Source organism: Croceivirga sp. ABH4_376 (assembly GCF_056160685.1).
Window position 1 is genome coordinate 424,237 of the sequence record NZ_JBSWXQ010000002.1, and the last position, 19,091, is coordinate 443,327.

Below are 19,091 nucleotides of genomic sequence, written 5' to 3' on the forward strand. Positions count from 1 at the left end.
ATGAAAAGACTTTTACCCCTATTTCTTATGCTTGCCATGACAACCATTCATGCGCAAAAGAAATCAGAATTAATAGCCGAAGTATCTCAATTAAAACGAGAAATTTCTGTTTTAAAGGATACCATTGCCAAGGCTAAAAGAGAAATGAACAAGAGTAACTCTACAGCACAACTTTTGGCGGCAGAAAATGCAGAGCTTAGAGATGCCAATAACACCTTACTAGGCAATCTAACCAACTTTTCAAAAATTTCTAAAAAAAACACAGAGACCGTGAACAATGCATTGGCAACACTTTCTGCCAAAGAAAAACAAATGCGCATTATTACGGATACTTTTTCTAGTAACGACTCTACGGCTATTGCTATCCTAACACAAGCCAAGCAAACCTTAGGCCCTGATGCCACGGTTGGAATTGCTGGTGGAGACATTGTTATTTCTAATGGCCTACCTACCCTATTTGGCTCGGACAGTGGGTTGGTTTTAACCACGGCAGGTATAGATTGGGTTAATCGTATAGCGGAAATTATTAAGAAAAACCCATCTAGAACGGTAACAATAGAAGGGTTAAATATTACAGGAGAATTTGACCTAACCTACAAACAAGTACAAGCTGTTGCTAACGAATTAATTGCCATAGATGGCATAGGTGCGGAAAAATTGCAACTTTTAGCAAAAGATGGCAACTTTTCTGAAGGGGTACAAATTCGTTTAGCGGCAGATTATAAGGGGTTTTATACCACCATGAAATCAGAATTTAAATAATACTGATGCCACAAGAAGAATTTTGGTTGTCCGGTCCTGTACCGGACATTCCTGTTTTAGCACAACCCGCAGCACATGCTTTGTTGCAATCCTTGCGGGAATTAGAAGAATTGTTAACAGATTTTCCAGATGCACTTTTATGGGAGAAAGTTGGTGAAAGAGCTTCCGTAGGCTTTCATGCGCAGCATTTAACCGGTGTACTAGATAGATTATTAACGTATGCTAAAGGAAAAGCGCTAACCAATGAACAGTTTAATTACTTGAAAAACGAAGGAATTCCCAATACAACTATAACCCCTATAGCACTTTTAAAGAATTTTGAAGTTAAGGTAGCAGAAGCCTTAAACTATTTTAAAACCTTGAATACAGAAACCCTTCTTGCACCAAGAACGGTGGGTAGAAAACACCTACCTACTAATGTTTTAGGCCTCATTTTTCATGCTGCAGAGCACAGTCAACGTCATATTGGGCAACTACTGGTCACAGCAAGTTTTTTAAAGGAAAATTAGATAATACAACTAAGAATATACTTTTTGTTTTTGGTTTGCGTTTTCATATCAACAAACAACCAAAAGAGAATAATAACATTATGAGTACAGAAAATATCCTTCAATTATTTGGCTTTTTATTACCTGCAGTGGTTACTGGGGTTGTTGCTTTTTACTTTTTTAAAATGCATACTAAAAATGAAGAAGGCAGAAGAAGGTATCTACTACACAAAAATACCACTAAAGACACCTTACCTATAAGATTACAAGCCTATGAGCGTATGGCCTTATTTTTAGAACGAATTGCTATTAATAACCTAGTTGTAAGGGTGCATCCCGTAGGACAGGATAAAAGCAATTATGAAAACCTTCTGATCAAACAAATTGAAAACGAATTTGACCACAACCTATCACAACAAATATACATGACCGATCAGTGTTGGAATATTATTAAAGCTGCAAAAAATGCAACTATACAGGCTATAAGGTCTGCTGCTATGAGCGAGTCTGACACGGCCGACAAGCTTAGGGAAGATATCCTTAACCAATCTATGGAAAAATCATCTCCTTCTGTTACTGCACTTGCTTTTGTTAAAAAAGAAATTTCCGAACTCTGGTAACACTGCGCTTAACTATTCCTGCAAGTCTGGTTCTATTGGCATGCTTTCCTCATTTTTGTTTTTCGCATAGAGAAAGCCCTTTTTCCACCATAAGGTCATTTTTTCCTTATCAAAAATTAGTGAATTGGTAGTTAGCACAGTTGGTGTGTAGTACAAATTTATAATGGCATCGTTTTGGCTTGCTACCAATTTACCTATACGTATATTCTGATTTTCTATTCGGTCTAAAACAAAAGAAAACATACTGGTAAGTACTTCAAACGCATTTCTAGATGGCATTCTATTGTAATTGCTTACTTCTGTACGCAGAACAATAACATCTACCTCTGTAGCTCCTCTTTTTATAGCTTCTTCTATAGGTACCAATGTTCCCAAGCCCCCATCTGCATATTCACAGCCATTCTTACGCACCAAACTCATAAAAGGCGTGTAGTTAGAAGAAATCCAAATCCAATCACAAAACTCATCGTAATTAAAATCGTTGACCGATTTGTATTCTACCTGATTTAAGGATAGGTTAGCTACCGTAACTACAACATTTTTTGGACCGTTTTTTAAAGCTTCAAATTCTTCCCTAGTAATACTATTTCTTATTAGTTTTCTTAAGTTCTCGCTCTCTCCAAAGGTCTTTTTACCACGCATCCAGTTTTTAAGAATGTTCCAATGGTTCATACCTATAATATCCGAGCCGTATTTTTTACGGACTACAAACGGGCAATTGCTGAAAATACTGTCTTGGTTTACATTGGAATAGATATTTCGAATCTTATCTATCTTATTTAAAGCTAAATGACTAATTAATAAGCTACCGGTAGAAGTACCCACAAAAATATCGTACTCCCGCTTATCATTCTGTATTAAATATTGTGCCACACCCCCAGCAAAAGCACCTTTGCTTCCACCACCAGATATTACCAATGCCCTCATTCTGTCAATAATTTAGAAATTAGCTCCTTTTCAGCCTTAGAAAAGCTAGCTTGTAAGCTTTCTAGCCTTGTTGCCGTTTCTGGCAAACTTACTAAATGTTCTAGTTGCCTTTTGGCAAATAAACGAAACTGCCAAGAATGATGTTGTGTTGCTTGTACCAAATTGCGTAAGCTACTATCGTTAAGTGCTTGTATTTGAATTAAATAACGAAACGCGTTTAAACAGATTTCAAAGTTAAAATGAGGCGCTGTGTACGCATTTAATTCCTCATAATAAGTCTTTTTAGCCCTTGTATTATAGTTATCTGTTACCAAAGCAAGGGTTAACCACAATATACGTAAGCTTTTATTGGGCAAACCTTCTACTTTGGACAGGCTATCCAGGTAAATTGATTGCCGTTCTGGAAATTGTTGCCACAATGCCATTAAAGCATATTCCTGAGTTAGGTAGCTGTCATCCCGTAATAGCGTTTCAAAATCAGTTTGTAATTCGGTAGGTATTTCTTCGAGATTGGCTATAATAGCTTGCCTTACCTGCAATTCCCCACGCTTTAAAACCCCTTGAAGCGTTGGTGTATCTATTTGATTTACATAACGTTTCAAAAATTCCACCTTAAAACCTACGGGAGCGGTATCATCCCAAAAATGAGTTAGGTTTTCTTTGTTAATTAAGGTAGCGCTATCAATTGTAGCAACTATTTCTTCTAACTTTTTGATATGGGAATGATTCGTTTTTAAATAGGTTAAGGCAATTGCGCTGGGAAATTCAGTTGCCACCAACCATTGTTTTTTAAAATCAGCTAAATCTTTACCAGATGCTTTTTCCATCACGGATAAAAAATCTGATACAGTTGCGTTTTTAAAACTGAATTCTGACAAATACGCTTGTATTCCTTTTTTAAAGGCTTTATCTCCTACCAAATCTTGTAATAGTACCAATGCCCAAGCGCCTTTTTCATAAAAAGTAAGACTACTAGCTTTGGGGTCTAAAAGCGACTCTCCATTTCCCTTGTCTGATTCTGCGATCAGGGTTTGTGCTGTTTCATATAATTTCCAGTAATAGTAATCGGCTCCAAATACCTCCTTTTCAGCTAGATATGCGTAATACGTAGCAAAACCTTCTTGCAGCCAATGATGATTACCGCTAACCTCTGTTATAAGATTACCAAACCATTGATGGGCAAGCTCATGCGCATTTACATTTACATAGTTTTTATCAACAAAACCCTTTTCATCTATCATGTATTGGTCAGAAAACAGCGTACAACTGGTATTCTCCATTCCGCCGTACATAAAATCATGTACGGGCACTTGTTTATAATTTTGCCATGGATACGGAACACCAATTTCTTGCTCTAAAAAATTAAAGAGTTTTGTGGTGTACTTGTAGGTAGGCACTACCCTGCTACTATCTTTTGGATGATAATACAACGCAATGGGCACATCTGAACTTGATGTTCTGGTTTCTTTGTTAAAATTGCCCACGGCAAAAGCTACTAAATAGCTACTCATGGGGTGTTCCATGTTCCACTTCCAGGTTTGTTTATCCTTATGGCTTGTTTTTGCCCTAAGCTCACCATTGGCGATTACTTCTATGTTATTTGGTGCCGTAATAGATAAATCGAATTCTACCTTTTCCGTCATATCATCAAAGCTAGGAAGCCAATGCCGGGTATATTTTCCCTGACCTTGTGTCCAAATTTGCTCATTACCCACAATGGAATCCTCCCATCCCAAAAAATATACCGTTTGTTTTGGTTTTGCTTGATAAGCAATATGTAAGCGATGTTTTCCCAGTTTTTTGGGCGACTTAAATCCAAGTTTCTTTCCGGTATTTGTAAAATCTATATTGGTACCATTCAATTTGAAATTGGATACTGTAATGTTCTCCGCATCTAAAAAAATACTATCAACTTTAGTTTTCATTAAAAAGGTATAATCAACGCTTCCATCTACCGTTTTTTCCATACCATTTGGTTCAATTACAACGGCAGCATGGATAAAATCAACCGCTTGTTGTTTTTGTCCAAAACCACTTAAGCACCAACAGAACAGTAAAAGTGAAAAGAATCTCATAAATTGGCTAAATCAAAAGCTAGACCAATTTAGCTATTTTTAACTGGATGAAACCTAATTTGCTCTATACACCCCTAGTATATTTAAAAGGTGTTGGCCCAAACCGTGCCGAGACCTTAAAAAGCGAATTAGGCCTTGAAACCTATGGCGACTTACTCCAGTTTTATCCCAATCGGTATCTAGATAAGACCCAATATTACAAAATTGCACAATTGCAGAACAGCGGGGCAGATGTACAGATAGTTGGGAAAATAGTGCATCTAAAGACCGTAGAGCAAAAAAGAGGCAAACGCTTAGTAGCCACCTATGTAGATGATACTGGCCAAATGGAATTGGTTTGGTTTAGAGGGCATAAATGGATAAAAGAAAACATAAAAATGAATACGCCTTATGTTGTTTTTGGTAAGGTAAATAAGTATGGTAGTACCTTTTCCATGCCACATCCAGAAATGGAATTGATTAAAGACCACCAAGCTGGACTTAAAATAAGTATGCAACCTATTTATCCGTCTACAGAAAAACTTACCAACAAAGGCATTACAAACAAAGTGGTAAGTAAAATGGTACAGCAATTATTCATGGAAACAAAGGCTAATTTCTCTGAAACCTTAAGCCAAGGCTTACTTAGTGAATTAAATTTATTACCTAGGCCAGAATCACTGCTAAACATCCATTTTCCAAAAAGTCAAGATTTATTGGCCAAAGCACAGTTTCGGTTAAAATTTGAAGAGTTGTTTTATGTGCAGCTGCAATTGCTATCTAAAAAGGCAGTGCGAAAACGGAAAATAAAAGGCATGCCTTTTACCGCAGTTGGGGAAAAATTTAATGAGTTTTATGCCAATCACCTACCTTTTGAGCTTACCAATGCCCAAAAACGTGTAATAAAGGAAATCCGTAATGACATGGGTAGCAGTGCCCAAATGAACCGCCTGTTGCAAGGCGATGTTGGCTCTGGTAAAACTATTGTAGCATTAATGTGTATGCTTTTGGCTATAGATAACAGCTACCAAGCCTGCCTAATGGCACCTACAGAGATATTGGCACAGCAGCATTACAATGGATTAAAGGAGTTGTTGCATAAAACCGACATAAAAATTGCCTTATTAACCGGCTCTACCAAAAAGGCAGAACGTACATTTTTGCACAATCAGTTAGAAAATGGCAATCTTAATATATTGGTTGGCACACATGCTGTTTTGGAAGATAAAGTACAGTTTAAAAATCTAGGCTTAGCCATCATAGATGAACAACATCGTTTTGGTGTAGCCCAACGGTCTAAGCTTTGGCAAAAAAACACCATTCCCCCTCACATTTTGGTTATGACCGCCACCCCTATTCCCAGGACGTTGGCGATGAGTTTGTATGGTGATTTGGATATTTCTGTAATAGATGAGCTGCCTCCGGGACGTAAACCCATTAAAACCGTACATCGTTTTGATGCTAATCGATTAAAGGTTTTCCGTTTTATTAAGGACGAAATAGAAAAAGGCAGACAAATTTATGTGGTCTATCCTTTGATTCAAGAAAGCGAAGCTTTAGATTATAAAGACCTGATGGATGGTTATGAGAGTATTGCAAGGGAGTTCCCATCACCCAAATACCAAATCTCCATTGTACATGGGCAAATGAAACCGCAAGACAAGGATTATGAAATGGACCGTTTTGTGAAGGGTGAAACACAAATCATGGTTGCTACTACCGTTATAGAAGTGGGTGTAAACGTGCCCAATGCATCGGTTATGATTATTGAGAGTGCAGAAAAATTTGGATTATCCCAATTGCATCAGCTGCGTGGCCGTGTGGGTAGAGGTGCAGAACAGAGTTTTTGTATTCTAATGACGAGCCATAAACTATCTGAAGATGCTAAAACACGTTTAGAAACCATGTGCTGGACCAATGATGGGTTCGAAATTGCCGAAGTAGACTTAAAATTACGCGGACCGGGAGATTTAATGGGTACGCAGCAAAGTGGCATGTTAAATCTTAAAATTGCAGATATCGTAAAGGACAATCCCATTCTAAAATTGGCGCGTTACCATGCGATACAATTGCTAAAGAACGACCCAAAATTGGAGCAAGCAGACCACCACGTAATTAGAAACACCTATGCGCAACTAGTTAAAGGCAAAGGACTTTGGGGCTACATTAGTTAAACTGACCCAGCTGTAACATTAGCCAACTTTTCTGTTGAACATCGTAATTTGATAGCGTACCCTACCCTACAAAAACAATGCTATTGCTTAGATTTGAAAGCTAAATTTGTAATTACAGAGACATGGGTAAAACGCTTTTTGATAAAGTTTGGGATTCACACGTTGTAAAGAATATAGAAAACGGTCCGGATGTACTATTTATAGACCGCCACTTGGTACATGAGGTAACAAGTCCGGTAGCTTTTCTAGGGCTAAAAAACAGAAGTATTCCTGTTTTATATCCAAATAGAACTTTTGCAACAGCAGACCACAATACCCCTACTATAAACCAACACTTACCAGTTAAAGACGAATTATCTGCAAACCAATTAAAAGCATTGGAAAAAAATGCGGGTGAACATGGTATTCCTTACTGGGGTCTTGGACATGAAAAAAACGGAATTGTACACGTAATAGGTCCAGAAAACGGGATTACCGTTCCTGGTGCCACAATTGTTTGTGGAGATTCCCATACTTCTACCCACGGTGCTTTTGGTGCCATTGCCTTTGGTATTGGAACATCAGAAGTAGAAATGGTATTGGCTAGCCAATGTATTATGCAGCCAAAGCCAAAAAAGATGCGCATTAATATTGAAGGTGAGTTGAGCACAGCCGTAACGCCAAAAGATGTTGCCTTATTCATAATTTCTAAACTAACTACTTCTGGCGCTACTGGTTACTTTGTAGAATACGCCGGTAGCGTTTTTAGAGAAATGAGCATGGAAGGCCGTATGACGGTTTGTAACTTGAGTATAGAAATGGGAGCTCGTGGTGGAATGATTGCCCCTGACGAAAAAACATTTGAATATGTTAAAGGGAGAGAGCTTGCACCAAAAGGCGCAGATTGGGATAAAGCTATGGCTTATTGGGAGACCTTATACACGGAGGATGATGCTACGTTTGATAAGGAATTGACTTTTGCAGCTAGTGAAATTGAGCCAATGATTACCTACGGTACCAATCCGGGTATGGGCTTTGGTATCAGTAACTCTATCCCAACAGCGGAACAAATAGATGGCGCTAAAGCTACGTTTGCAAAGTCCTTGGCCTATATGGAGTTTAACGAAGGAGATTCTATGATTGGAAAGCCAATAGATTTTGTGTTCTTAGGTAGTTGTACCAACGGCCGTATAGAAGATTTTAGAGCCTTTGCTTCTATCATTAAAGGTAGAAAAAAGGCAGATAATGTAACGGCTTGGTTAGTTCCAGGGTCTCACAAAGTAGAGGCTGCTATTAAAGAAGAAGGAATTTTAGATATTTTACAAGAAGCTGGTTTTGAATTGCGAGAGCCTGGTTGCTCTGCTTGTTTAGCTATGAACGATGACAAGGTGCCTGCTGGCAAATATGCGGTAAGTACCAGTAACCGAAACTTTGAGGGTAGACAAGGCCCTGGTTCTAGAACACTATTAGCTAGCCCGTTAGTTGCAGCAGCAGCAGCGGTTACAGGTAAAGTAACAGACCCACGGGAATTAATGCAATTGCAAGAAGCGTAATCAATCTAAAATCAAAACATTTCTGCTTAGGCAGAAATAACAAAAAAGCATACTATTATGGCATACGATAAATTTGAAGTTTTAACGAGTACTGCAGTACCCTTACCTATAGAAAATGTTGATACGGACCAGATTATCCCTGCTCGTTTCTTAAAAGCTACTGAACGTAAAGGGTTTGGAGACAATCTTTTCCGTGACTGGAGATACAATAATGACGGTACTCCCAAAGAAAGTTTTGTCTTAAATAATGCCCAATATGGAGGTAAAATTCTTGTAGGTGGTAAAAACTTTGGTTCTGGATCGTCTAGAGAACATGCTGCTTGGGCGGTGTACGATTATGGTTTTAGATGTGTAATATCTAGTTTTTTTGCAGATATTTTTAGAAACAACTGTTTAAACGTTGGTGTGTTACCCGTACAAGTGAGTCCAGAATTTTTAGAAAAGATTTTTAGGGCTATTGAAAAGAACCCACATACGGAACTAAAGGTAGACTTGCCTTCACAGACCATTACGCTTTCTGAAACTGGAGAATCAGAATCTTTTGATATTAACGAGTATAAAAAAGGGAATCTTTTAAACGGTTTTGATGATATTGATTACCTACTGAATTTAAAAGAAGACATCAAAGAATTCGCTAGTTCTAGACCTATCTAAAAACATTCCATGGCGAGAACCATAGAAATAATGGATACCACCCTTAGGGATGGTGAACAAACCTCCGGAGTGTCTTTTACCGCCTCGGAAAAGCTTACTTTGGCCAAACTTTTATTAGAAGAACTAAAGGTAGACCGTATAGAAATTGCGTCGGCACGTGTTTCCGAAGGGGAATTTCAAGCGGTTAAGAACATTACTTCTTGGGCCACAGAAGCCAATTGCATAGATAAGGTAGAAGTATTAACTTTTGTAGATGGCGGCCCCTCCATAGATTGGATGCTTAAAGCTGGTGCTAAGGTGCAAAACCTACTCACTAAGGGTTCTCTAAATCATTTAACCCATCAACTTAGAAAAACACCAGAGGAACACTTTCAAGCTATTGCGGAAACCATCGCACAAGCTAAAGCTAAAGGTATTGCTACCAATGTCTATTTAGAAGATTGGAGCAATGGCATGCGTAATTCGCAAGACTATGTTTTTCAATTCTTGGACTTTTTAACCCAACAGCCCATTAAGCGGGTGTTGTTGCCAGATACCTTAGGCGTGCTTACACCTAAAGAAACGCATCAGTATATTTCTAAAATAGTAGCGCGTTATCCTAACACACATTTTGATTTTCATGGTCATAACGACTATGATTTAAGTGTAAGCAATGTCATGGAAGCTTTAGAGGCCGGTTGTCATGGATTACACCTTACCGTGAATGGAATGGGAGAACGTGCCGGTAACGCACCACTTGCAAGCACCATTGCGGTAATAAATGATTTTTTACCAGAAATTGACACTAGGGTACAGGAATCTAGCTTATACAAGGTAAGTAAATTGGTTTCCACGTTTACAGGTTTTGGCATCCCTGCAAATAAACCTATTGTAGGAGATAATGTTTTTACACAAACCGCTGGTATACATGCAGATGGAGACAACAAGAACAATCTTTACTTTAATGATTTGTTACCAGAACGTTTCGGGAGAAAAAGGCAGTATGCATTAGGTAAAACCTCTGGAAAAGCCAATATTTTAAAGAATTTACAAGAACTTGGACTCACCCTAAATGATGATGAGGTTAAAAAGGTTACCGAGCGGATTATTGAGCTGGGCGACAAGAAGGAAAAAGTAACCAAGGAGGATTTACCATACATTATTTCTGATGTGTTGGATAGTAGTGCTTTTCAGCAAAAAGTCTTTATAAAATCTTATGTGCTAACACATGCTAAAGGATTAAAGCCTTCTACTACACTGTCAATAGAAATAGAAGGGAAAATTTTTGAAGAAAATGCACAAGGCGATGGACAGTTTGATGCCTTTATCACTGCCTTGAAAAAAATATACAAACAAAATGACCGTGAGCTTCCAAAGCTTATAGATTATGCCGTGCGTATACCACCAGGTAGTAATTCTGACGCACTTTGCGAAACCATGATAACATGGAAGACCAAGAAGCACGACTTTGTGACAACTGGCTTAGATTCTGACCAAACGGTATCTGCTATCAAGGCCACGGAAAAAATGCTAAACTTAATTTGATAACCACACATAGATAATACATACATGAAATTAAATATTGCCCTATTGGCAGGAGACGGAATTGGACCAGAAGTTATAGATCAAGCGGTAAAGGTAAGTGATGCCGTAGCCAAAAAATTTGAACATGATATTACTTGGAAGCCAGCACTTACTGGTGCTGCTGCTATTGATGCCGTGGGAGAACCTTATCCTGATGAAACACATGAAGTTTGCGCTAGTGCAGATGCTGTATTATTTGGTGCCATAGGGGACCCGCGTTTTGATAATGACCCTTCTGCAAAGGTGAGACCGGAACAGGGATTATTAAAAATGCGTAAAAAGCTAGGTTTGTTCGCCAATGTTAGACCAACCTTTACCTTTCCCTCTCTAATAGATAAATCTCCTTTAAAGAAAGACCGTATAGAAGGTACCGATTTGATTATTTTGAGAGAATTAACCGGAGGTGTTTATTTTGGAGAAAGAGGTCGATTAAATGAAGGAGATACCGCTTTTGATACCATGACATATCATCGTTTTGAAATTGAGCGCTTAGCTAAAAAAGGTTTTGAAATGGCATTAAAGCGTGGAAAAAGATTGTGTTGTGTGGATAAAGCCAATGTTTTAGAGGCTTCTCGTCTTTGGAGAGAAACCGTGCAAGCTATGGAAAAGGATTATCCAGAAGTAGAGGTAACCTATGAATTTGTGGATGCTGTAGCCATGCGTTTAATTCAATGGCCTAAAGGATATGATGTTATAATAACCGCTAACCTATTTGGCGATATTTTAACCGATGAAGCTTCTGTTATTTCTGGCTCTATGGGGCTTATGCCATCCTCTTCGGTTGGTAGTGAAGTTTCTTTATACGAACCTATACACGGCTCGTATCCACAAGCTGCGGGTAAAGACATTGCTAATCCGTTAGCAACCGTATTATCTGCTGCTATGTTGTTTGAAGACAAAGGGCTTTCTGAAGAAGCGCAAGCTATTCGTGATGTGGTAAACAAATCATTAGCAGAAGGCATCGTAACGGAAGATTTAGCTGAAGGCGGCAAGGCATACAAAACCTCTGAGGTAGGTGACTGGCTAGCCAAAAACATATAAACAATAGTTTATAATCATAAAAAAGGCCTGAACTTACTATTCAGGCCTTTTTTTCGTTTATTCAAATTAGCAACAAGAAGCTAATTGTTTTTTTCGTTTCTCGCTTTTTACTTTCTGCTTTCTATAAACCAGAATACCAACGGCAATTAAAACCCCTAAACCAGCTAAAATAGCCCCTACTACGCTTGCTGCCGTAACGCTTAATCCAAACACTAACGGTAGTCCGGCCAAATAAGCGCCAGACGCATTACCAATATTGAACGCACTTTGGTTCATAGATGCACCAATCTTTTCCGCTCCTTTTGCACTATTAATTATTGCCATTTGCAGAGGCGCGGCAACTGTAAAGGTTATTAATCCAATAGAAAAGGCTAAAACCAACACCACTATAGCATTAAATGCAAAGAAAGAATTAATCAACAAAACCAAACTCATTGCGGTTAAACTTATAATGACCGATTTTAAAGGTTTATATACCTCTGCCATTCTAGCACCAATAAAATTACCCAAAACCATACCTGCACCAGCAATAACCATGGCATAACTTACTACGTATTCTGGTAAATTTGCTACATCTGTTATTAAAGGAGCAATGTAACTATACCAAGCAAAAAAGCCACCCGTACCAATAGCCGTTAAAGCAATTATGGCCCAAAGTTCTCCATTTTTAAATACCGGAACATTAGTCTTAGGATTCTCTTTTTCCTCAGAATGCTGTTTTACCTCACCATCAATTTTAGGCAACCAGAAAAATATGCTCAAAAAAGTTAGTATACCAACAATACCCACTAAGAAAAAAGATATGCTCCAGCTATAGGTTTGCCCTAAATAAGTGCCCAAAGGAACTCCAATTAAATTGGCGACGGTTAAGCCAGAAAACATGATGGCTATTGCCTGGGCCGCTTTTCCTTCTTTAGCTAAAGTAGTAGCAACAATAGAGCCAATTCCAAAAAATGCACCGTGTGGCAGCCCTGATAAAAACCGCATACTCAGCATGGTATAATAATTAGTAGAAAAGGCAGAAAACGTATTAAAAACCGTAAACCAAACCATTAATAGCAGTAGCATTTTTCTGGAAGGCAATTTATCGCCAATAGAGGCCAGTAATGGCGCACCTACTACTACACCTAAAGCATAGGCCGCTATAAAGTGGCCCGCCTCTGGAATACTTACCTGTAAACCATTTGCTACCTCTGGTAAAATACCCATGATAACAAACTCGGTTAAGCCAATACCAAAACCCCCTAAGGCTAATGATAATAAGGCTTTTTTATTGTTGAATTTTTTCTCCATTTGTATTTGCAAGTCCGTTTGTTTTTAATGAAAAATGATGATACAAAAATGCATTATCCCCATAGTTCTTAAAACGATTTAATTTGCAAATATCTATGCTATTTTAACAGTGAAAAACAATATAAGATTAATTGTATGTTAAAATAGCGCAAAACCTAATTCACCCTTGTAAATCAGTATTTTATTGAAGCGCAAATACTTTTTGCAATAAAGCGGTAGTCCTAGAAGAAACAGAATTCCTAATTTCCTTTTCCTTATCTCCTACTTTTACAAACAAACCGTCTATTGCTTGATTGGTCACGTACTCCGTTAAATTTGGATTTACCGGTTTCACCAATGGAACGGTATTGTATTTCTGAATAATAGTTGTCCAAATATCGTTTGCCCCTACTTTATCTAATGAAGCAGCAATTTTTGGTTCGAAAGCAGCCGCTAATTTAGTAGAGGTACTACCCTCTAAATATTCAGTAGCGGCCAAGTCATTAGATGATGTTAAAATGGTTTTGGCATCAGCAAAGGTGAAATCCTTAATGGCCTGTACAAAAATGGGTTTAGCCTCGCTCACTGCGTCTTCTGCCGCCCTATTCAATACTTTTAAACCTTCGTCCGCTAAATTGGATAAGCCAATTTTACGAAGCGTAGCGTCTACCTTCTGTAATTCTTCTGGCAATAAAATTTTCACCGCCTCATCCTTGAAATAGCCGTCCTCTTTATTTAAAATATTTACACCTTCTACCACACCAAACTCCAGTGCTTGTTTTAATCCGCCGATAATTTCTTCTTGGGTTACAGGGCCTCCCGCATTGGGTAGGTTATTTACCACCTGTTGTAGTTCCGCGCAGCTACCAAACGTGAACAAAGCCACCAAAATCAATGTAATTTTAGATATTTTCATAGTTACTATTTTTAAGTTTTTCAAAAATAAGACAATCCATAAAAAAGCCCTTGTCTAAACAAGGGCCGCACAGTTTTAATTCTAGTTAATTGCAATTATAATATGTAATCCGTACTTAAAAAGTTGCTCACTTTTGCTTCTAACAATTGCTCTACGGTTTCATTATTTACCTCGTTATCTTTAAAGGCAACAAACGTTCTAATACTAAAAGAACGTAAAGCATCGTGCACACTCAATGTAGCTTGTGCCGAGTCTTTCCTCCCCGTAAAAGGATATACGTCTGGCCCACGTTGGCAAGAACTATTCAGGTTTACCCGGCAAACCAAGTTGGCTAAGGTATCTATTAATGGCGATAAGGTATAAACATCCTTACCAAAAAGGCTTACTTGCTGCCCATAGTTAGATTCTGCCATATCATCTAAAGGTTCAGATATATCCTTGAAAGATAAAACGGGTACTACTGGGCCAAATTGCTCTTCTTGGTATACACGCATATCTTTTGTAACGGGATATAACACCGCTGGCCAAATGTAATTATCAAACCGTTGACCGCCTTTTTTATTCATTATTTTAGCGCCTTTGGCTAAGGCATCATCAATTAATTCTTGAATGTAATCTGGTTTACCTGGTTCTGGTAACGGCGTAAGTTTTACACCCTCTTCCCATGGATTACCAAATTTAAGGGCATCGATAGCCTTAGTATATTTCTCAAAAAATTCATCCTTAACTTCTTCGTGAACGTAAACCACTTTTAGGGCGGTACAACGCTGCCCGTTAAAAGAGGTTGTCCCAGCAATGACTTCGTTCACCGTTAAATCCATATTTGCATCTGGAAGCACTATGGCCGGATTTTTAGCTTCTAGCCCAAGAACCAATCTTAAACGGTTACTCTTTGGATGTTGCTCTTGCAATGCATTGGCAGACTTGCTATTACCAATTAACGCCAAAACGTCTACTTTTCCTGTTTGCATAATTGGCGCCGCAACTGCTCTACCCCTACCAAAAAGAATGTTGACCACACCTTTTGGAAAACTACTTTGAAAAGCCTCTAACAAAGGAGCTATTAACAAAACACCGTGTTTTGCAGGCTTAAATATGGTAGTATTACCCATGATAATCGCAGGAATAAGTAGCGCAAAAGTCTCATTCAACGGATAATTGTAAGGTCCTAAACACAAAACAACTCCTAAAGGTCCACGGCGTATGTGTGCATAAACCCCATCGTGCTTTTGAAATTTAGCAGAATCCCTATCTAACTGCTTGTAATCTTCAATGGTATCATAAATGTATTCAACAGTACGGTCAAACTCTTTATAAGAATCAGGCTTAGACTTCCCAATTTCCCACATTAAAAGTTTAACCACCTCTTCCCTTTTGGCCTCCATCTTTTTTACAAAAGTCTCCATACATTCAATACGGTCCTTAACTTTCATGGTAGGCCACAGCCCTTGACCTTGGTCATACGCCTTTAGGGCTGCATCTAAGGCGTCCAGGGCTTCTTTTTCTCCCATATCTGGGATGCTTCCTAAAACGGTGGGCTGGTATTCTTCTGTGCTAGAAATAGTGGAAATAACTTCTGTTGTAGCTCCATTCCACGCTCTAAGTTCACCATTAACCAAATAGTGTTTTTGGTGTTTTTGTTCTGTTATTTGAAATTCTTCAGGAATTTGTGGTGTTGTTGTCATACTGAGTGTTGTTGTATTTAATCCCTTTTCTGTTTGATTTTTAATTAAATCAAGTATTGAAATAAATCTGGTTTATCGTTTAAATAGTCGCCAAAGAAGTTGTTTTCTTTCATACGTTTAATCAATGGCTCCAAATCTGTAGGCGCTTGCAATTCTATACCTACAACAGCAGGTGCATTTTCTCGACTGGACTTTTTAGAGTATTCAAAATGGGTGATATCATCTGTAGGCCCTAAGATATCTGCCACAAATTGTTTTAATGCCCCTGGTCTTTGCGGAAAACGAACAATAAAATAATGCTTTACCTTACCATATAGCAGCGCCCGCTCTTTAATTTCTGCTGTTCTAGTGATGTCATTATTACTGCCACTAACAATGCATACCACATTCTTATCTTTTAACTGGTCCTTAAATTGACCTAATGCTGCAATGGTTAAAGCTCCAGCAGGTTCTACTACAATAGCATCCCTATTATACAAGTCCAAAATAGTTTGGCAAACCAAACCTTCTGGCACCGTAACCATCTGACTTAAATGCTGTTTACAGATATTAAAATTAAGCGTTCCTACCCGCTTTACCGCAGCGCCATCTATAAATTTATCAATTTCTTCAAGTACTGTTACATTCCCTAACTCCAATGCTTTTTTCATGGATGGAGCACCTTCTGGCTCTACGCCAATTATTTGGGTGTTGGGAGACAACTCTTTAAAGACGGAACAGATACCAGACACCAAACCACCACCACCAACAGGTACAAAAACATAATCTATAGGTACTCTGGTTTGATTGAGCAATTCCAAACCAACGGTAGCCTGCCCTTCTATAATTTTTTGGTCGTCAAATGGGTGTACAAAGGTTTTACCCTGTTCATCACAATCTTTTTGAGCTGCCAGATAAGCATCATCAAAAGTGTCACCACTCAAAACCACGGTAACCCAATCACCACCAAACATTTTGGTCTGGTCTATCTTTTGTTTTGGCGTTACCACGGGCATATAGATGGTACCTTTTACACCAAGATGGCTACAAGCAAATGCTACGCCCTGTGCATGGTTACCTGCACTAGCGCATACCACGCCTTTTGCCAATGCTTCTTTGGAAAGTGAATGAATTTTATTGAAAGCACCACGAATTTTGTAGCTACGCACCCGTTGTAAATCTTCGCGTTTTAGCAAAACATTTGCTCCAAACGCTTTGCTTAGTCGTATACTTTCTTGCAAAGGCGTTTCTGCTGCAACACTACTTATGGTAATAGCAGCCTGCTGTATAGCACTTATCTTAGGAACATAGGTATTACTTTCTACTTTCATTCAAAAAAAAGCTATAAAAAAAGGCAGGTTTAAAACCTGCCTTATATTGTTCTAAGCTATCGGTTTCATTGCAGTCATGGAGGCTCGTAAACGTGCCCCTACCACTTCTACCGGATGTTCTCTTAACGCCTTGTTTACAGCGATAAGACGTTGGTTGTCTACGCCGTTTCCTTGGCCTTCCGCAAATGTTTTACCAATTACGTCCGTATCTACAGTTTTCATAAAATCTGTCAACAAAGGCTTACAAGCATGGTCAAACAAATAACAACCATACTCTGCCGTATCGGAGATTACACGATTCATTTCAAATAACTTTTTACGCGCAATGGTATTCGCAATAAGTGGTGTTTCGTGTAAAGATTCATAATAAGCAGATTCTGCGATAATTCCAGATTCTGTCATGGTTTCGAATGCTAATTCTACACCAGATTTAACAAATGCTACCATTAACACCCCGTTATCATAAAATTCTTGCTCAGAGATTTCTACATCCCCTGCAGGAGTTTTTTCAAAATTAGTTTCTCCTGTCTCCGCTCTCCACGTTAATAGGTTTTTATCATCGTTAGCCCAATCTTCCATCATTGTTTTGGAGAAATGACCACTCATAATATCATCCATATGTTTTTGGAACAACGGACGCATAATTTCTTTTAACTCTTCTGCCAAATCAAAAGCTTTTATTTTAGCAGGATTAGATAGACGGTCCATCATATTAGTAATACCACCTTGCTTAAGCCCTTCTGTGATGGTTTCCCATCCGTATTGAATTAATTTAGAAGCATAACCCGCATCTATACCTTTAGCCACCATTAAATCGAAGCTTAGGATAGAACCGGTTTGCAACAAACCACAAAGAATAGTTTGCTCTCCCATTAAATCTGACTTTACCTCTGCCACAAAAGAAGACTCTAAAACACCAGCTCTATCACCACCTGTGGCGGCTGCATAAGCTTTGGCCTGTTCTAGACCTTTGCCTTCTGGGTCGTTCTCTGGATGTACAGCAATTAAGGTTGGCACACCAAAACCTCTTTTGTATTCTTCTCTAACCTCTGAACCTGGGGATTTAGGGGCTACCATAATCACCGTTAGGTCCTCACGTACCTGCATGCCTTCTTCTACAATATTAAATCCGTGAGAGTAAGATAAGGTTGCGCCTTTCTTCATCAACGGCATTACAGCGTTTACCACATTGGTATGCTGTTTGTCTGGCGTAAGGTTAATGACCACATCTGCAATAGGAATCAATTCTTCATAAGTACCACAAACAAAATTGTTTTCTGTAGCATTTTTATACGATTGTCTTTGCTCTTTAATTGCTGCGTCTCTTAAGGCATAAGATACATCTAAACCAGAATCTCTCATGTTAAGACCTTGGTTTAACCCTTGGGCGCCGCAACCAACAATTACAATTTTCTTTCCTTTTAGTGCAGATACACCATTCGCAAATTCATGAGTATCCATAAATCGGCATTTTCCCAATTGCGTTAATTGGTCACGAAGCGAAAGTGTATTAAAATAATTTGTCATTTTTATACGTGTTTATTGGTATTACTTTTAGTTATTCAATTGAAATTCTTCTAATAAATTGGAAATTGGCATGGTTTCTTTAGAAACAGAAATACGACCTGAGCGTACGAATTGTAAAATACCGAACGGTTCAAAAGCATCATGCATTTCGTCAATTTCGTTTCTTCTACCTGTTTTGGCCAGTACAAAAAAGTCTCTAGCTACCGTTACTATGGTTGCATTATGCTCCTTTATAATATTTTGAATTTGACGCTCATCAAACAATAAATCCGAATCGATTTTAAAGATGGCAGATTCCTGATAAATTATTTCATCGTCTGTATGATAAAAGGCTTTTATAACTTCTATCTGCTTTTCTATTTGTTGTACAATTTTACGTGTCCAATCTTCTGTAGTAAATACAACGATAGTGAATTTAGAAACATTCTCAATTTCTGATTTAGAAACATTTAAGCTCTCTATATTGATGTGTCGCTTTAAGAATATTCCTGATATTCTATTTAACAATCCAACACTATTTTCTGAATATACCGAAATGGTAAACCATTGACTTTCCATAGGATTCT

Annotated in this window: 16 protein-coding genes; 8 read left to right on the top strand and 8 right to left on the bottom strand. The window is 38.3% G+C overall.

The features are described 5' to 3' along the window. The 3 genes from ACXAGS_RS06165 to ACXAGS_RS06175 all read left to right on the top strand — a co-directional run bounded on the left by ACXAGS_RS06165 (position 1) and on the right by ACXAGS_RS06175 (position 1,870). A complete protein-coding gene (locus ACXAGS_RS06165) occupies positions 1-762 on the top strand; it encodes an OmpA family protein (protein ID WP_474905468.1) in 762 nt (253 codons plus the stop codon). Between the two features lie 5 nt (positions 763-767). Next, positions 768-1,271 (top strand): DinB family protein, encoded by a 504-nt coding sequence (locus ACXAGS_RS06170; RefSeq protein ID WP_474905470.1) that lies wholly within the window; start codon positions 768-770, stop codon positions 1,269-1,271. An 80-nt stretch (positions 1,272-1,351) separates the two neighbouring features. Continuing rightward, positions 1,352-1,870: a DUF7935 family protein gene (locus ACXAGS_RS06175; protein WP_010516633.1), complete on the top strand. Its 519-nt coding sequence runs from the start codon at positions 1,352-1,354 to the stop codon at positions 1,868-1,870. A 12-nt stretch (positions 1,871-1,882) separates the two neighbouring features. Here the strand turns inward: ACXAGS_RS06175 and ACXAGS_RS06180 are convergent, their stop codons facing one another. Continuing rightward, positions 1,883-2,797: a patatin-like phospholipase family protein gene (locus ACXAGS_RS06180; RefSeq protein WP_474905472.1), complete on the bottom strand. Its 915-nt coding sequence runs from the start codon at positions 2,795-2,797 to the stop codon at positions 1,883-1,885. Further along, positions 2,794-4,872 carry a M1 family metallopeptidase gene (locus ACXAGS_RS06185; RefSeq protein WP_474905474.1) on the bottom strand — a complete coding sequence of 693 codons (2,079 nt, stop codon included), beginning with the start codon at positions 4,870-4,872 and terminating at the stop codon, positions 2,794-2,796. The genes ACXAGS_RS06180 and ACXAGS_RS06185 overlap by 4 nt, the downstream gene beginning before the upstream one ends. 47 nt (positions 4,873-4,919) lie before the next feature. On the opposite strand from ACXAGS_RS06185, the gene recG reads away from it, so the two are divergent. From recG to leuB, 5 genes are all read left to right on the top strand, one after another. Next, positions 4,920-7,025: an ATP-dependent DNA helicase RecG gene (gene recG / locus ACXAGS_RS06190; RefSeq protein WP_474905475.1), complete on the top strand. Its 2,106-nt coding sequence runs from the start codon at positions 4,920-4,922 to the stop codon at positions 7,023-7,025. 122 nt (positions 7,026-7,147) lie between these two features. Next, positions 7,148-8,557 carry a 3-isopropylmalate dehydratase large subunit gene (leuC, locus tag ACXAGS_RS06195; RefSeq protein ID WP_474905476.1) on the top strand — a complete coding sequence of 470 codons (1,410 nt, stop codon included), beginning with the start codon at positions 7,148-7,150 and terminating at the stop codon, positions 8,555-8,557. Between the two features lie 57 nt (positions 8,558-8,614). Further along, on the top strand, positions 8,615-9,211 hold the full coding sequence (gene leuD / locus ACXAGS_RS06200) for a 3-isopropylmalate dehydratase small subunit (protein ID WP_474905478.1): 597 nt from the start codon (positions 8,615-8,617) through the stop codon (positions 9,209-9,211). Between the two features lie 9 nt (positions 9,212-9,220). Continuing rightward, positions 9,221-10,735 carry an alpha-isopropylmalate synthase regulatory domain-containing protein gene (locus ACXAGS_RS06205; protein WP_474905480.1) on the top strand — a complete coding sequence of 505 codons (1,515 nt, stop codon included), beginning with the start codon at positions 9,221-9,223 and terminating at the stop codon, positions 10,733-10,735. Between the two features lie 24 nt (positions 10,736-10,759). Then, positions 10,760-11,815 (top strand): 3-isopropylmalate dehydrogenase, encoded by a 1,056-nt coding sequence (leuB, locus tag ACXAGS_RS06210; protein WP_474905482.1) that lies wholly within the window; start codon positions 10,760-10,762, stop codon positions 11,813-11,815. A 66-nt stretch (positions 11,816-11,881) separates the two neighbouring features. Here leuB and ACXAGS_RS06215 read toward each other — a convergent pair whose 3' ends face one another. The 6 genes from ACXAGS_RS06215 to ilvN all read right to left on the bottom strand — a co-directional run bounded on the left by ACXAGS_RS06215 (position 11,882) and on the right by ilvN (position 19,083). Beyond that, positions 11,882-13,108, bottom strand: a complete 1,227-nt coding sequence (locus tag ACXAGS_RS06215) for an MFS transporter (protein WP_474905483.1) — start codon at positions 13,106-13,108, stop codon at positions 11,882-11,884. A 181-nt stretch (positions 13,109-13,289) separates the two neighbouring features. Then, positions 13,290-14,003, bottom strand: a complete 714-nt coding sequence (locus tag ACXAGS_RS06220) for a DUF4197 domain-containing protein (RefSeq protein ID WP_474905484.1) — start codon at positions 14,001-14,003, stop codon at positions 13,290-13,292. A 95-nt stretch (positions 14,004-14,098) separates the two neighbouring features. Beyond that, complete coding sequence (locus ACXAGS_RS06225) at positions 14,099-15,688, bottom strand: NADP-dependent glyceraldehyde-3-phosphate dehydrogenase (protein ID WP_474905485.1); 1,590 nt, start codon at positions 15,686-15,688, stop codon at positions 14,099-14,101. A 44-nt stretch (positions 15,689-15,732) separates the two neighbouring features. After that, positions 15,733-16,998, bottom strand: a complete 1,266-nt coding sequence (gene ilvA, locus ACXAGS_RS06230) for a threonine ammonia-lyase IlvA (protein WP_474905487.1) — start codon at positions 16,996-16,998, stop codon at positions 15,733-15,735. A 51-nt stretch (positions 16,999-17,049) separates the two neighbouring features. Further along, positions 17,050-18,525 (bottom strand): ketol-acid reductoisomerase, encoded by a 1,476-nt coding sequence (gene ilvC, locus ACXAGS_RS06235; RefSeq protein ID WP_474905489.1) that lies wholly within the window; start codon positions 18,523-18,525, stop codon positions 17,050-17,052. A 27-nt stretch (positions 18,526-18,552) separates the two neighbouring features. Further along, positions 18,553-19,083: an acetolactate synthase small subunit gene (ilvN, locus tag ACXAGS_RS06240; RefSeq protein ID WP_474905491.1), complete on the bottom strand. Its 531-nt coding sequence runs from the start codon at positions 19,081-19,083 to the stop codon at positions 18,553-18,555. Positions 19,084-19,091: the final 8 nt, after the last annotated feature.

Bases quoted from the DNA above. Each gene is read 5' to 3' on its own strand.
- ACXAGS_RS06165 (WP_474905468.1), top strand. From the start codon at position 1: ATGAAAAGACTTTTACCCCTATTTCTTATGCTTGCCATGACAACCATT.
- ACXAGS_RS06170 (WP_474905470.1), top strand. From the start codon at position 768: ATGCCACAAGAAGAATTTTGGTTGTCCGGTCCTGTACCGGACATTCCT.
- ACXAGS_RS06175 (WP_010516633.1), top strand. From the start codon at position 1,352: ATGAGTACAGAAAATATCCTTCAATTATTTGGCTTTTTATTACCTGCA.
- ACXAGS_RS06180 (WP_474905472.1), bottom strand. From the start codon at position 2,797: ATGAGGGCATTGGTAATATCTGGTGGTGGAAGCAAAGGTGCTTTTGCT.
- ACXAGS_RS06185 (WP_474905474.1), bottom strand. From the start codon at position 4,872: ATGAGATTCTTTTCACTTTTACTGTTCTGTTGGTGCTTAAGTGGTTTT.
- recG (WP_474905475.1), top strand. From the start codon at position 4,920: ATGAAACCTAATTTGCTCTATACACCCCTAGTATATTTAAAAGGTGTT.
- leuC (WP_474905476.1), top strand. From the start codon at position 7,148: ATGGGTAAAACGCTTTTTGATAAAGTTTGGGATTCACACGTTGTAAAG.
- leuD (WP_474905478.1), top strand. From the start codon at position 8,615: ATGGCATACGATAAATTTGAAGTTTTAACGAGTACTGCAGTACCCTTA.
- ACXAGS_RS06205 (WP_474905480.1), top strand. From the start codon at position 9,221: ATGGCGAGAACCATAGAAATAATGGATACCACCCTTAGGGATGGTGAA.
- leuB (WP_474905482.1), top strand. From the start codon at position 10,760: ATGAAATTAAATATTGCCCTATTGGCAGGAGACGGAATTGGACCAGAA.
- ACXAGS_RS06215 (WP_474905483.1), bottom strand. From the start codon at position 13,108: ATGGAGAAAAAATTCAACAATAAAAAAGCCTTATTATCATTAGCCTTA.
- ACXAGS_RS06220 (WP_474905484.1), bottom strand. From the start codon at position 14,003: ATGAAAATATCTAAAATTACATTGATTTTGGTGGCTTTGTTCACGTTT.
- ACXAGS_RS06225 (WP_474905485.1), bottom strand. From the start codon at position 15,688: ATGACAACAACACCACAAATTCCTGAAGAATTTCAAATAACAGAACAA.
- ilvA (WP_474905487.1), bottom strand. From the start codon at position 16,998: ATGAAAGTAGAAAGTAATACCTATGTTCCTAAGATAAGTGCTATACAG.
- ilvC (WP_474905489.1), bottom strand. From the start codon at position 18,525: ATGACAAATTATTTTAATACACTTTCGCTTCGTGACCAATTAACGCAA.
- ilvN (WP_474905491.1), bottom strand. From the start codon at position 19,083: ATGGAAAGTCAATGGTTTACCATTTCGGTATATTCAGAAAATAGTGTT.